The organism is Pseudomonas sp. SDO524_S393 (assembly GCF_054071875.1).
In genome coordinates this window covers 1-12612 of record NZ_JBSVVZ010000110.1, presented here as the reverse complement: position 1 = coordinate 12612, position 12612 = coordinate 1, and the positions used below count along the sequence as shown (strand labels likewise).

Below are 12612 nucleotides of genomic sequence, written 5' to 3'. Positions count from 1 at the left end.
GCGTTTAATGACACACCGCATTCGCGAGCAAGCCCGCTCCCACATTTGATCAGCTTTGGGCTTCAGATCCGGGCAATTTAGCCTTTTTTCTTGTACGCCACGCAATCGATCTCCACCTTGCAATCGACCATCATGTTCGCCTGTACGCAGGCGCGCGCCGGGGCGTGTTCGGGGCTGAAGTATTCGCCGAAGACCTTGTTGAAACTCCAGAAGTCCCGCGGGTCCTCCAGCCACACGCCGACGCGCACCACGTCCTTGAGTTCGTAGCCAGCCTCTTCGAGGATCGCCACCACGTTGCGCATGGTCTGCCGGGTTTGCTCGATGATGCCGCCCTGGATGATTTCACCGTCCACCGCGGGCACCTGGCCCGAGACGTAGAGCCAGCCGTCCGCCTCCACCGCACGGGCGAAAGGACGTGGCTGGCCGCCGCCGGCGGTGCTGCCGGTGCCGTAACGAGTAATGCTCATAAAATGACTCCTGATTAAAAACGAATATTCTTCAAAAATTCCGCCAGGCGCGGCGATTGCGGGCGCTCGAAGATGTCCTTGGAGGTGCCCTGTTCCTCAATGCGGCCCTGGTTCATGAACACGATCTTGTCGGACACTTCATAGGCAAAGCGCATTTCGTGGGTGACCAGCAGCATGGTCATGCCCTCTTCAGCCAGGCCCTTGATCACGCTGAGCACTTCGCCCACCAACTCCGGGTCCAGCGCCGACGTGACTTCATCGAACAGCATCAGGCTGGGGTTCATGGCAATCGCGCGGGCAATCGCCACACGCTGTTGCTGGCCGCCGGAAAGCTGGCCGGGGAAATGGTTGCGACGCTCCAACAGGCCGACGCGGTCCAGCCATTTTTCCGCGAGTGCCACGGCCTCGTCCTTGCCCATCTTCTTGACCTTGAGCAGGCCGAGGGTGACGTTCTGCAACGCGGTCAGGTGCGGAAACAGATTGAATTGCTGGAACGCCATGCCGGTCATCGCCCGGTGCTGGGCGATCACCCGTTCGGGGTGACGCACGCGCTTGCCGGCGATTTCGCTGTAGCCGATGGACTCGCCGTCGAGGGTAATCTGTCCGCCCTGGAATTCTTCCAGCAGGTTGACGCAACGCAGCAGCGTGGTTTTGCCCGAGCCGCTGGAGCCGATCAGCGTGACCACGTTACCGCGCTGCATGGACAGGTCGACGCCCTTGAGCACTTCGACCTGACCGTATTGTTTGCGCAGGCCACGGATATTCAGCAGCGGTTGGTTGGTTTGAGGTTGGTTCATGGCAAGGCCACCCGCTTTTCAATGTAGCGCCCGAATAACTCGATGGCGTAGTTGATGACAAAGAACATAAAGCCTGCGAACAGGTAGAACTCCAGGGTCATGAAAGTGCGCGCGATCACTTGCTGGGTGCTGAGCAGCAACTCGGCCACACCGATCACCGACAGCAAGGTCGACGCCTTGACGATTTCCGTGGAGGAGTTGACCCAGGTCGGCAAGATCTGACGCAGCGCCTGGGGCAACAGCACGTAACCCAGGGATTGGTAGAACGTCAGACCGATCGCCTTGCCCGCTTCCAGTTGCCCACGGGGAATGGCTTGCAGCGCGCCGCGCACGATTTCCGACACATGGGAGCCGCAGAACAGCGTCAACCCGACCGCTCCGGCCTGGAACGCGGTGATCTGCCAACCGAGCGCCGGCAGCATGTAGAAACATGCCAGTACCAGCACGAACACCGGCGTACCACGGATCAAATCGACATACAGCCGGAACGGCGCACGCATCCAGAACTTGCCGTAGGTCAAGATCAGGCCGGCGACGATACCAATTAAAGTGCCAAAGAAAATCGCCAGGGCCGAAACATAAACACTGGCCTGGAAACCCGCCCAGAGAGCCTCCCGGGCGATCCACAACTCATGCAGCCAGCTGGGGGATTCGTACATGGGAACCTTCCTTAACGACGGATCGCCAGACGCTGTTCCAGGTAGCGGAGCAGCATGGCAATGAGGTAACAGGCAGCCACGTAGAGCGCGGTCGTGACCAGCCAGGTTTCGATCACCCGGTAGCTTTCGACGTTGATCTTGCGGGCGTAGTAGGTCAGTTCCGGCACCGCGATGGCGGCGGCCAGGGACGTGTCCTTGAACAGCGAAATGAAGTTGTTCGACAGCGCGGGCAGCACATTGCGCAGCATCACCGGCACGGTGATGTACGCACGGATGCGCCATTCGCCCAGGCCAATGGCCAAACCGGCTTCACGCAAGCCCTTGGGAATATTCAGCAGCCCCGCGCGGAACACTTCGGTCAGATAGGCACCGGCGTACAACGACAGGGTAATGATGAAGGACGGGATTTTATCGAGACGAATCCCCAGGCTCGGCAACGCGAAGTAGATCAACAGGATCAGCACCAGGATCGGCGTGTTGCGGATCACCGTGACATACACCGACGCCAGCACCCGCAATGCCTTGTGTTTCGACAGCATGGCAAATGCCATCATCAGGCCGATCACGCAGCCGATCGCGATCGACAGCAAGGCCAGTTCAAGGCCCAGGCCGAGCCCCGCCAGCAGGCTGGGGAAGTCGCGCCACACGGCGGCAAAGTTCAACTGATAGTTCATGGTCAGCAGTACCTGATTGGAGCGCCATCAACGGCGCCCCAGGGTTTACGAATTACTTGAACTCAACCGGGAAGCCGATCGCAGGCTCCGGCAGGTCTACGCCAAACCACTGCTTGAACGAGGCCTTGTAGGTGGGAAACTCCACACCGGTCATGGCTTCATGCAGCGCGGTGTTTACGAAGTTCAGCCAGTCCTGGTCGCCACGTTTGACGGCGCACGCGTAAGTCTGCGGGCTCCAGGCGTAGGTCGGGCTGCGGTAACGACCCGGGTTCTGCACCATCAGGTATTTGACCGAGGACTGGTCGGTGGCGGCGGCATCGGCACGACCGGAGTTCACGGCCTGGTACATCAGGTCGACGCTGTCGTACTGGTCGACCTTGGCCTTGGGCAGCGCCTGGTGCACCAGCTCTTCGGCATACACGTTTTGCAGCACGGCCACCGTCACACCATCGCCAGCGGCTTGCAGGTCTTCGATCTCTTTGTACTTGCTGTTGTTCGGCAGCAGCAGGCCCACGCCTTCGCGGTAGTACGGCAGGGTGAACGCGACTTGCTGCGCACGGCTGGCGGTCACGGTGATGAACTGGCAGCTCATGTCGACTTTATTGGTCAGCAGGTTGGGAATACGCGCGTCGGAAGACTGCACCACGAACTCGACTTTGCTGGGGTCATTGAACAAGCCTTTGGCCACGATGCGACCGATGTCGATATCAAAACCCTGCAACTTGCCATCCGCTCCCTGGAAGTGCCACGGCGCATTGGTACTGCCTGTACCCACGATCAAGTGCCCACGCTTGAGCACATCATCGAGCTTGCTGTCCGCCGCGTGCACAACGCTTGCGAGGGAAGCCGATGCGGCGAAGAGAAAAACACACGCTTTAAACACGGAAGGTCGGTGATGCATGACAAGCACTCCAGGAGTTGTGTATTCCGCTATACCGGAACTTAGTATGTAACAACGGAATAGACAGCAGAAAGTGTGCCACACACTGCTGTAGAAACACACGACTCATAAAATGTATTTAAAAATCAAAAAGATAGGCGTGCATTCAAAATGCGGCGTTGAGCCAGCATCTGAAATCAGATTGCTACTCAGGACCCCAACCTGGGGTGACACCCAATAAAAGTGCGCCACACTGGCGTTACCGCGCACCAGAAGCGCGCAGTCTCCACGATGGAAAAATTCCCACGCTGGGCTAGCCTTGCTCCATCGAACACCCACCAGGACCCTGCCCCAATGAAGCTGCGCCTCACCCTGATCCTGCTTGCCCTGCTCGCTGCCGGCAGCGCCTCCGCCAGCAATGACCGCCGCGAATGCAAGGCAGAACTGCAAAAGCTCAAGGACACCTTCAATACCAACTACACCAGCCAGAACCACCATGGTTACCGCCGAGCCAAGGCGTCCCGGGACAACGAGGAATACAGGAAGTGTGCAAGCCAGGCCCGCAAGGCACGCGAACGCATCGAGCGCGACAGAGACGCGTGAGTGCCAACCCCTGTGAAGGTTGACAGTAGATTGCTTTGATCTCGCGGTTTAGCGTGCATAAAGGTGCCAGTCCGGCCTTTAGCACAAGGAGATCGCCATGGGTATTGCAACCGCCGTCATCGCCAGCGCCGAAGATTACCAACGGGCACTGGCGGAGTATCCAGTGCTGTTTCTGCTATTCGTCTCCCCACACTGCCCGGCGTGCAGAGAGGCCGGCCCACTGTTCGAACGCATCGCTCACCAGAACGCCGAACAGGTCAAAAGCATGATCCTTGACACGACCCAAACGCTCAGGCACCCAGAGGTCACGGGCACGCCCACGCTATTGGTATTCCGCAATGGCCAGATGATCGAGAAGCTGAAGGGATTCGGTGTTTGGGAAGAGCACGAACACACCATCAACAATCTGTTCAAACGTCACGCCAAGGGAAACTCACCCGCCGCAATGCCGCGCTGAGCTACGTCAAAAACCGCCAATGGGGCATTGGACAACCCTCTGTTTCGCTGCTTGTATGTAGTTCTTGGATAAACGGCCTCGTCGTGAGAGATCAGCCCATGAACTTCAAGATCGCAATGGCATTCGGCCCCATGCCGAAGCGATCACATGCCACCAAGGCCGATAATGCTCAAAGCCATTGAAGCCGACGTGCTGAAAAAAGCCGTCCCGGAATCCCTGAAACACGAGTTCGCGCAACATGATTTCGAACGACTCAAGCCCTTTTGCCTGCTGATCTATATCGCCAGCATCTGCATCTGGCTGGTCTTCGACCTGATCGTCAGCTTTCCGGGAGGCCAGGGTTTCACCGGGCTTTCGATGCTCTTTCTGGCACTGCTGACCATCAACACCATTACCCTGGGATTTATCCGCAAAGCCCAGCACTTCCAGTGGAATAACCTGATATTCGTTGCAATCATCGCCCTCGGCACACGCCTGCTGATCGAAGGTTTGCCAATGGATCTGCACCCCAGCTGGTTGATCCTGGCAGCGTCGAGCGTCCTCTATAGCGCATCGGTGCTACCACTCAAGCATTGGTCGTTTGTCACGACAATGCTGATCACCTGGGCGTTGCTCAATCCGTTTCATTTGGCCCACCTTTCCCTGCTGGAAGTCCGCGGCGCCCTGGTAACGTTCTATTCGGTGTTTCTGACCTTCCTGACGCTCTACAGCTTCCTGAAACTACGCCAGGCCAAACTGCACAACTTCATCATGTCCAAGCTGCTGCTGGAGCAGGCCTACCTCGATACCCTCACCGAAATCCCCAACCGCCGCGCCTTCATGGCCAGCGCCGGCAAAAAGCTCAACCAGCAACCCAAGGCCCACGATCATTACCTGGCAATGATCGACATCGACAACTTCAAGAAAGTGAATGACGTGCATGGCCACGACATCGGCGATGAAGTGCTCAAGCGCGTGGCCCAGAACATCAAGGCGGTGATGACCGACTTCGACTACGCCCGCCTGGGCGGTGAAGAATTCGGCATCTACCTGGCCGGCGTGCGCAAACACGACGCCGAGCAGTTGGCCAGCCTGCTCTGCCAACGCGTGCGCGAGGAACCGACCCAACACCCGGTGACCATCAGCATCGGCCTGGCCCGGGTGGAGGACGGTGAGACGTTGAACCAGGCGCTGATCAAGGCGGATCAGGCACTCTACATTTCAAAGCATGAGGGCAAGGACCGCTTTACGTTTCACGCGCCATAGACACCTGGGTCACCCGACGCTCCTCCACCGCCGCCACCGTCAGACGCCACCCCTCGTGCGTCAGGCTGTCGCCCACCACCGGCAAGCGGTCAAGCAAGCTCATCAGCAGCCCGGCCAGGGTCTGGTAATCCTCGGTGGCCTGCGCCTTGAAGCCGGTTCGCTGACGTACCTGGCTAAGGTTCAAGGCGCCACTGGCGCGAAAACCTTCACCCTCCTCGACGATATCCGGCCCTTCGATCTCACTGGCATCGGGCAGTTCGCCGGCGATGGATTCAAGGATGTCGGTCATGCTCAACACACCCATGAAGTCGCCGAATTCATTGATCACAAAGGCGATATGGGTCGACTCCTGACGCATTTGCTCCAGGGCATTGAGGATCGAAAAGCTCTCCAGCAGGTTGATCGCCCGGCGCGCCAGGTGCTCCAGGTTCGGCTCGTTGCCGGCCAGGTATTCCTTGAGCAATTCCTTCTTGTGCACGAAGCCCAGAGGCTCGTCCACCGCACCGTTACGGATCAGCGGCAAGCGTGAGTAGGACGAATGCATCAACTTCAGTCGGATCGTATCGGCATCGTCTGCAAGATCGATGCAATCGACCTGGGCGCGCGGTGTCATCAGGGTGCGAATCGGCCGTTCGGCCAATTGCAGCACGCCACTGATCATCACCCGCTCACGTCGGTCGAACAGCGGGCCTTGCGCAACGTCCGGCTCGCCCAACAGATCGGCAACCTCCTCACCTACCTCTTCCACCGCCAGGCTGCGACCGCCCAGCAGGCGCATCACCGCATGGGCGGTGCGCTCACGGACAGGCAACACGCCCTGGGCCGATTTCTTGCGACGGGCCCGGGCAATCTGGTTGAACACTTCGATCAAAATCGAGAAACCAATGGCGGCGTACAGATAGCCTTTCGGAATATGAAAGCCCAGGCCTTCGGCCGTGAGGGCGAAACCAATCATCATCAAAAAGCCCAGACACAGCATGATCACCGTCGGGTGCGCATTGACGAAACGGGTCAGCGGCTTGCTCGCCACAATCATCAGGCCGATGGAAATGATCACCGCGATCATCATCACCGCCAGCTCATCCACCATGCCCACCGCGGTAATCACCGCATCGAGGGAGAACACCGCGTCGAGCACAACGATCTGCGCCACGATCGGCCAGAACAGCGCATAAGCCGCATTGCCACTGCGCTGGGCCACATGGCCCTCCAGGCGTTCGTGCAACTCCATGGTGGCCTTGAACAACAGGAACACACCCCCGAACAGCATGATCAGGTCTCGACCGGAGAAACTCTTGCCGAATACCTCGAACAGCGGCTGGGTCAGGGTGACCAGCCAGGAAATACTCGCCAGCAGGCCCAGGCGCATCAGCAGCGCCAGGGACAAGCCGATCAGGCGCGCGCGGTCACGCTGCGCCGGCGGCAGTTTGTCCGCAAGGATCGCGATAAACACCAGGTTGTCGATGCCCAGCACCAGTTCCAGCACAATCAAGGTCAACAGGCCGAGCCAGGCCGTTGGATCCGCTAACCATTCCATTTATTGAGTCTCTTCAGTGAGTTTTCAGAATGCCGGGCACGGCAATGCGCGGTCAGTGGACCGGTACAAGGTTAGCAGTCGGAATCGGGGGTACTCGAAAGGTAACAGCGGACGCGGGTGTCTTGGGGAAAGACGACTGGGAGGCTCCGAGAGGGTGTTCATGCAAATCCTGCGATGACAAAAGGACCTGAATCGTACAGTCGAAACAGAGCTTTCCTACCACCAAAACTATTACAAGATCTGTAAATTGCGACACATAACGGATCATATGATCATCAAGTGAAATTTATATCGATCTAAAAAACGCTTACCCAGCGGAAAACCTCGAAAAAACCCCCTATATCACCTATTTCATGATTTTCAGCAAAAGAATTTGACTGATCAGATTTTCATTTGATAAACATATGATCAGTACAAAGCAGTGACTCAATGACTGACTACAACAATAAACGGGGTTCTGATCATGAAACTGGGTACGACCTTCGCCGCTGCCGCGGCCCTCTCCCTGCTCGCCAGCAGCATCGCCCTGGCCGCCGATGGCAAGACCTACAAGGTCGGCGCCGCAGTCTACGGCCTGAAAGGCCAGTTCATGCAGAACTGGGTGCGCGAACTCAAGGAGCATCCGGCCGTGAAGGACGGCACGGTGCAGTTGACCGTATTCGACGGCAACTACGACGCACTGACCCAGAACAATCAGATCGAAAACATGGTGACCCAGCATTACGACGCCATCCTGTTCGTGCCCATCGACACCAAGGCGGGCGTGGGTACGGTGAAACAGGCCATGAGCAATGACGTGGTGGTGATCGCGTCGAACACCAAGGTGGCCGATGCCGCAGTGCCCTACGTCGGCAACGACGACGTGGAAGGCGGCCGCCTGCAAGCCCAGGCCATGGTCGACAAACTCAACGGCAAGGGCAATGTGGTGATCATCCAGGGCCCGATTGGCCAGTCGGCGCAGATCGATCGGGAAAAAGGCGAACTGGAAGTGCTGGGCAAACATCCGGACATCAAGATCATCGAGAAAAAAACCGCCAACTGGGACCGCGCCCAGGCCCTGGCGCTGACCGAAGACTGGCTGAACGCCCACCCGAAAGGCATCAACGGGGTGATCGCGCAGAATGACGACATGGCCCTCGGCGCGGTGCAGGCGCTGAAATCCCACGGACTGACTTCCAAGGACGTACCGGTCACGTCCATCGACGGCATGCCGGACGCAATCCAGGCCGCCAAAAAAGACGAAGTCACCACCTTCCTGCAAGACGCTCAGGCCCAATCCCAGGGCGCACTGGACGTCGCCCTGCGCGCACTCGCCGGCAAGGACTACAAACCTCAATCGGTGATCTGGGAGCGTTACGCCAAGGACCTGAAATGGGGCGACGGCACCGCCAAGGCCTACATCCTGCCCTGGGTGCCCGTGACCCAGGCCAACGCCGACGCGCTGTACAAGCAAGTCAGCGCCGGCAAGTAAGCGTCGATCGGGCGTTCCCGTGCAATGCGCGGGAACGCTACCCCCATTTTTGTCGTGAGGTCAGTCATGTCCACTGTCAGCGAGCGCTCGCCCGAACAATTGTCCCCGATCATCCCGAAAACCATGCAGGCCGTGGTCTGCCACGGCCCGGAAGACTATCGCCTGGAAACCGTCGCCGTACCCACCCCAGGCCCCGACGAAATTCTCACCAAGGTCGAGCTGTGCGGCATCTGCATGGGCGACATCAAGACCTACCGTGGCGCCCCCTCGTTCTGGGGCGATGCCGAGCAACCGCGCTACGTCAAACCGCCAATGATTCCCGGCCATGAATTCGTCTGCCGGGTGGTGGCGCTGGGCCCTGGCGCGGAAAAACGTGGCGTGAAAGTGGGCGACCGGGTGATTTCCGAGCAGATCGTACCGTGCTGGGGCTGCCGCTTCTGCAACCACGGCCAGTACTGGATGTGCCAGAAGCACGACCTCTATGGCTTCCAGAACAACGTTCAGGGTGCCATGGCCCAATACATGATTTTCACCAGGGAAGGCATCATCCATAAAGTGCCGGACGCCATCGCCCCCGACGAAGCGATCCTGATCGAACCCCTGGCGTGCTCGCTGCATGCGGCGGAGCGCGCCAATGTGGATTTCGATGATGTGGTGGTAGTCGCCGGTGCCGGTACCCTGGGCCTTGGCATCATCGGCGCGGTGCGCATGCGCAATCCGAAGAAACTGATCGTGCTGGACATGAAACCCGAGCGCACCGCCCTCGCCCTGCGCATGGGTGCCGATGAAGTGTGGAACCCCGCCGAAGTCGACGTACAGGCGAAGATTCGGGCAATCACCGACGGCTACGGCTGCGACATCTATATCGAGGCCACCGGTCATCACAAAGCGGTCAACCAGGGTCTGGGCATGCTGCGCAAGTTGGGACGCTTCGTCGAATTCAGTGTGTTCAACGACGAAGCCACGGTGGACTGGTCGATCATTGGCGACCGCAAGGAGCTGGATGTTCTGGGCTCGCACCTCGGCCCCTACATGTACCCGCGCGCCATCGACTTTATCGGCAACCGCAAGATCGACATGCGTGATGTGGTCACCCATAAGTTCGCCCTGGCCGACTTCAAGGAGGCCTTTGCGGTGATGGAGCGCGGGGACAAATCCCTCAAGGTTGTGCTTGAGCCTTGACCTGTTGAATGTACCGCGCCACCGCCGGAGCTTTTTCAAAGCGCCGATGAATCAGCGATAGCCAGGAAGACGCCTCGTGATCCTGGATGGTGCGGTACACCACCCCCGGCAAGCTCACATGCCCCACCATCGATGATGGCACCACCGCCACACCCTGCCCGAGCGAGACCAGCGCAACCACCGCCACCAAGCCGCCCGGCTGTGGCCCCAGGCGCGGCGCGTAGCCTCCCTGGGCGGCCACATGCAGGGTGCCACTGATCTGCTCCGGCAAGATAAAAGTCTCGTTTTTCAGATGCTCGCACCCGATAGCCTTGAGCCCCAGCAGCCAGGAATCCTGAGGCAGCGCCAACATAAAGCCTTCGCTGTCCAGGCGCACCGCTTCCACGTCATCGGGCAACGTCATGGGCGAACGGATGTACCCGATATCGCAGCGCCCTTCCGCCACAGCCCCGGGCAGCGTGGCCATCGGGCATTCTCGGACATTCACACTGACATCGGGAAATGCCCGGCTGAACGCCTGCATTTGCCGTTGCAGCAAGCCCGAATACACCGCTGACGCCACGTAACCCACTTCGATATGACCGATCTCGCCACGCCCGGCGCGCTGGGCATTGCGTTGTGCGAACTCGAATTGACGCACCGTGGCCTCGGCCTCGATCAACAGCGCCGCACCGGCCTCGGTGAGGCTGACTTCGCGCTGCCGACGGATAAACAAGCGCGTGCCGAGACTGGCTTCCATGTCCTGGATCTGCCGACTCAAGGTGGGTGGCGCGATGCCCAGTTGCTCGGCGGCGCGGGTGAAATTGCGCTGCCGGGCGACAGCTAGAAAGTAACGAAAATGGCGGATTTCCATTTCAGGATGAGCTCAAAGGTAATGAAGTGCTTCAGGCCAGCTAACAAGCCAGCTTGAAGTCGAGGATAAGCTGGCCCTACCTCAACACTAGAGAGCCCTTATCATGCACGTCAATCGTCGTTTAGTGATTGCCTTCAAGGTAATTCAGTCATGAGTAGTGTCAGCCCGCGCCTGACGCTGCTCACCGCCTCCGGTGTCTGCTCGCTGATCGTGCTCGACACCAACATCGTCGCCGTGACCCTGCCCAGCATCGCCCGCGACCTGGGGGCGAATTTTGCCGATATCGAATGGGTGGTCAGCGCCTACATGCTGGCGTTTGCTGCGCTGCTACTGCCCGCCGGCAGCATCGCCGACCGCTTCGGGCGCAAGAAAACCCTGATCGGGGGCTTGAGTATTTTCATCCTCGCATCCGTTGGGTGCGGCGCAGCGCCGAATGCGCTACTGCTCGATATCGCTCGCGCGGTGAAGGGTGTCGGTGCCGCACTCTTACTGACGTCAGCGCTGGCGTCCATCGGTCACGCCTTCCATGACGAAGTGGAACGGGCCAAGGCCTGGGCGTTCTGGGGCGCGTGCATGGGCGTGGGCATGACCGCCGCCCCCACCCTCGGCGGCCTGATCACGCACTACCTGGGCTGGCGCTGGATCTTCTACCTCAACCTGCCCGTCGGCCTGTTACTGATGGGGCTGGTACTGCGCGCGATACCCGAGTCCCGCGACACACACTCCGCCCGCCTCGATCCCTGGGGCAGCCTGGCCTTCAGTGCGAGCCTGCTGTGCCTGATCTGGGGCCTGATCGAAGCCAATCGCATCGGCTGGAGTAACACGCTCACCTATGCCCGTCTTGCCGGTGGCGCCGTATTGTTGGGGCTGTTCATAGCGGTGGAACGGATGCAGCAACGACCTATGGTGGACTTGCAACTGTTCCGCCATCCGCGCTTTGTCGGTGCGCTGCTGGGGATGTTCGCCTACGCCGGTTGCGCCCAAGTGATGATGACGCTGCTGCCGTTCTATCTGCAGAACGGCCTTGGGTTCTCTGCCATTGCCTCGGGCCTGGGCATGCTGCCGTTTGCCTTGACCATGTTGGTCTGCCCACGCATCGGCGCACGCCTGGCAGCACGCTTTGCCCCGGCGACGATGATGGCGACCGGCCTGACCCTTGTAGGTTGTGGCAACCTGCTCAGCGCCTGGGCAGTCACGGCCGGCGGCTACCTGCCGTTCGCCCTGGCGATTGCCCTCACCGGCGCGGGTGCCGGCCTGCTCAATGGCGACACACAGAAAAACATCATGGCGTGTGTGCCACGGGATCGGGCAGGCATGGCGTCCGGCATGAGCACTACCATGCGTTTCAGCGCGATCATGCTGGCCATTGGGGTGTATGGGGCACTGTTGAGCCGTCATAGCGAACAGCTGTTGAATTCAGATATTGATGGGCAATGGCAGACGCAAGTAAGCGGGATCGTTTCGCGCGTGGTGGCCGGTGACATGCCTGCGGCGATGGAGCTACTGCCCGACGCAGCCCGGAGCGTGGTGCAACCCCTGGCGCAACAGGCGTTCGTGGGCGGGTTCAGTACAGTGCTTTGGGCCGCAGGGTTGCTGGGATTGCTGGGGGCATTGGTGGTGGGGACGCTGATGCGCAATCCGATACCTGCGGTATCGCAGTCGCCCATGCCGGCACGAAACTGAATGCGGCAGGGTCGCTGGCCGCTGTGGGAGCGGGCTTGCCCGCGAATGCGGTGTCTCCCCAACCCACCCCGCCCCCTCCTCCCACCCCCCCCCCGCCCACCCCC

At 59.7% G+C, this 12612-nt stretch carries 13 protein-coding genes; 6 read left to right on the top strand and 7 right to left on the bottom strand.

Features of this window, described 5'->3' with window-relative positions; all coding sequences use genetic code 11:
• Nucleotides 1–77: 77 nt before the first annotated feature.
• Genes ACW9IB_RS28350 through ACW9IB_RS28330 form a run of 5 tightly spaced genes read right to left on the bottom strand, consistent with a single transcriptional unit; the run spans nucleotide 78 to nucleotide 3498 of the window.
• Nucleotides 78–467, bottom strand: a complete 390-nt coding sequence (locus tag ACW9IB_RS28350; protein ID WP_457369098.1) for a RidA family protein — start codon at nucleotides 465–467, stop codon at nucleotides 78–80.
• Nucleotides 468–481: 14 nt separating this feature from the next.
• Nucleotides 482–1264: an amino acid ABC transporter ATP-binding protein gene (locus ACW9IB_RS28345; protein WP_065907741.1), complete on the bottom strand. Its 783-nt coding sequence runs from the start codon at nucleotides 1262–1264 to the stop codon at nucleotides 482–484.
• The gene (locus ACW9IB_RS28340; RefSeq protein WP_457369097.1) at nucleotides 1261–1923 is read right to left on the bottom strand and encodes an amino acid ABC transporter permease; all 663 of its coding nucleotides are present in this window, start codon (nucleotides 1921–1923) and stop codon (nucleotides 1261–1263) included. Before ACW9IB_RS28340 ends, ACW9IB_RS28345 begins: the two co-directional genes overlap by 4 nt.
• Before the next feature lie 11 nt (nucleotides 1924–1934).
• A complete protein-coding gene (locus tag ACW9IB_RS28335; RefSeq protein ID WP_025857547.1) occupies nucleotides 1935–2597 on the bottom strand; it encodes an amino acid ABC transporter permease in 663 nt (220 codons plus the stop codon).
• A 52-nt stretch (nucleotides 2598–2649) separates the two neighbouring features.
• Nucleotides 2650–3498: a transporter substrate-binding domain-containing protein gene (locus tag ACW9IB_RS28330; RefSeq protein WP_457369096.1), complete on the bottom strand. Its 849-nt coding sequence runs from the start codon at nucleotides 3496–3498 to the stop codon at nucleotides 2650–2652.
• Between the two features lie 333 nt (nucleotides 3499–3831).
• On the opposite strand from ACW9IB_RS28330, the gene ACW9IB_RS28325 reads away from it, so the two are divergent.
• The 3 genes from ACW9IB_RS28325 to ACW9IB_RS28315 all read left to right on the top strand — a co-directional run bounded on the left by ACW9IB_RS28325 (nucleotide 3832) and on the right by ACW9IB_RS28315 (nucleotide 5782).
• Nucleotides 3832–4080, top strand: coding sequence for a hypothetical protein (locus ACW9IB_RS28325; protein ID WP_457369095.1), 249 nt, complete (start codon nucleotides 3832–3834; stop codon nucleotides 4078–4080).
• Between the two features lie 97 nt (nucleotides 4081–4177).
• On the top strand, nucleotides 4178–4537 hold the full coding sequence (locus ACW9IB_RS28320; protein WP_457416583.1) for a thioredoxin family protein: 360 nt from the start codon (nucleotides 4178–4180) through the stop codon (nucleotides 4535–4537).
• A gap of 165 nt (nucleotides 4538–4702) precedes the next feature.
• Nucleotides 4703–5782 carry a GGDEF domain-containing protein gene (locus ACW9IB_RS28315; protein ID WP_457416581.1) on the top strand — a complete coding sequence of 360 codons (1080 nt, stop codon included), beginning with the start codon at nucleotides 4703–4705 and terminating at the stop codon, nucleotides 5780–5782.
• Here the strand turns inward: ACW9IB_RS28315 and ACW9IB_RS28310 are convergent.
• A complete protein-coding gene (locus ACW9IB_RS28310) occupies nucleotides 5763–7319 on the bottom strand; it encodes a TerC family protein (protein WP_457416579.1) in 1557 nt (518 codons plus the stop codon). The two genes, ACW9IB_RS28315 and ACW9IB_RS28310, sit on opposite strands and share 20 nt — an antisense overlap.
• Nucleotides 7320–7782: 463 nt before the next feature.
• On the opposite strand from ACW9IB_RS28310, the gene ACW9IB_RS28305 reads away from it, so the two are divergent.
• Together ACW9IB_RS28305 and ACW9IB_RS28300 are read left to right on the top strand one after the other, a co-directional pair.
• Nucleotides 7783–8790, top strand: a complete 1008-nt coding sequence (locus ACW9IB_RS28305) for a substrate-binding domain-containing protein (RefSeq protein ID WP_457416577.1) — start codon at nucleotides 7783–7785, stop codon at nucleotides 8788–8790.
• 66 nt (nucleotides 8791–8856) lie between these two features.
• Complete coding sequence (locus ACW9IB_RS28300) at nucleotides 8857–9972, top strand: MDR/zinc-dependent alcohol dehydrogenase-like family protein (RefSeq protein ID WP_457369091.1); 1116 nt, start codon at nucleotides 8857–8859, stop codon at nucleotides 9970–9972.
• Here the strand turns inward: ACW9IB_RS28300 and ACW9IB_RS28295 are convergent.
• Nucleotides 9950–10825 carry a LysR family transcriptional regulator gene (locus ACW9IB_RS28295; RefSeq protein ID WP_457369090.1) on the bottom strand — a complete coding sequence of 292 codons (876 nt, stop codon included), beginning with the start codon at nucleotides 10823–10825 and terminating at the stop codon, nucleotides 9950–9952. The two genes, ACW9IB_RS28300 and ACW9IB_RS28295, sit on opposite strands and share 23 nt — an antisense overlap.
• A 150-nt stretch (nucleotides 10826–10975) precedes the next feature.
• On the opposite strand from ACW9IB_RS28295, the gene ACW9IB_RS28290 reads away from it, so the two are divergent.
• On the top strand, nucleotides 10976–12508 hold the full coding sequence (locus tag ACW9IB_RS28290; RefSeq protein WP_457416575.1) for an MFS transporter: 1533 nt from the start codon (nucleotides 10976–10978) through the stop codon (nucleotides 12506–12508).
• The last annotated feature ends 104 nt before the right edge of the window (nucleotides 12509–12612 follow it).

Excerpts from the sequence above, each read along its gene's own strand:
- ACW9IB_RS28340 (WP_457369097.1), bottom strand. The coding sequence starts at position 1,923 with ATGTACGAATCCCCCAGCTGGCTGCATGAGTTGTGGATCGCCCGGGAG.
- ACW9IB_RS28295 (WP_457369090.1), bottom strand. The coding sequence starts at position 10,825 with ATGGAAATCCGCCATTTTCGTTACTTTCTAGCTGTCGCCCGGCAGCGC.
- ACW9IB_RS28325 (WP_457369095.1), top strand. The coding sequence starts at position 3,832 with ATGAAGCTGCGCCTCACCCTGATCCTGCTTGCCCTGCTCGCTGCCGGC.
- ACW9IB_RS28315 (WP_457416581.1), top strand. The coding sequence starts at position 4,703 with ATGCTCAAAGCCATTGAAGCCGACGTGCTGAAAAAAGCCGTCCCGGAA.
- ACW9IB_RS28350 (WP_457369098.1), bottom strand. The coding sequence starts at position 467 with ATGAGCATTACTCGTTACGGCACCGGCAGCACCGCCGGCGGCGGCCAG.
- ACW9IB_RS28300 (WP_457369091.1), top strand. The coding sequence starts at position 8,857 with ATGTCCACTGTCAGCGAGCGCTCGCCCGAACAATTGTCCCCGATCATC.
- ACW9IB_RS28335 (WP_025857547.1), bottom strand. The coding sequence starts at position 2,597 with ATGAACTATCAGTTGAACTTTGCCGCCGTGTGGCGCGACTTCCCCAGC.
- ACW9IB_RS28305 (WP_457416577.1), top strand. The coding sequence starts at position 7,783 with ATGAAACTGGGTACGACCTTCGCCGCTGCCGCGGCCCTCTCCCTGCTC.
- ACW9IB_RS28320 (WP_457416583.1), top strand. The coding sequence starts at position 4,178 with ATGGGTATTGCAACCGCCGTCATCGCCAGCGCCGAAGATTACCAACGG.
- ACW9IB_RS28310 (WP_457416579.1), bottom strand. The coding sequence starts at position 7,319 with ATGGAATGGTTAGCGGATCCAACGGCCTGGCTCGGCCTGTTGACCTTG.
- ACW9IB_RS28345 (WP_065907741.1), bottom strand. The coding sequence starts at position 1,264 with ATGAACCAACCTCAAACCAACCAACCGCTGCTGAATATCCGTGGCCTG.
- ACW9IB_RS28290 (WP_457416575.1), top strand. The coding sequence starts at position 10,976 with ATGAGTAGTGTCAGCCCGCGCCTGACGCTGCTCACCGCCTCCGGTGTC.
- ACW9IB_RS28330 (WP_457369096.1), bottom strand. The coding sequence starts at position 3,498 with ATGCATCACCGACCTTCCGTGTTTAAAGCGTGTGTTTTTCTCTTCGCC.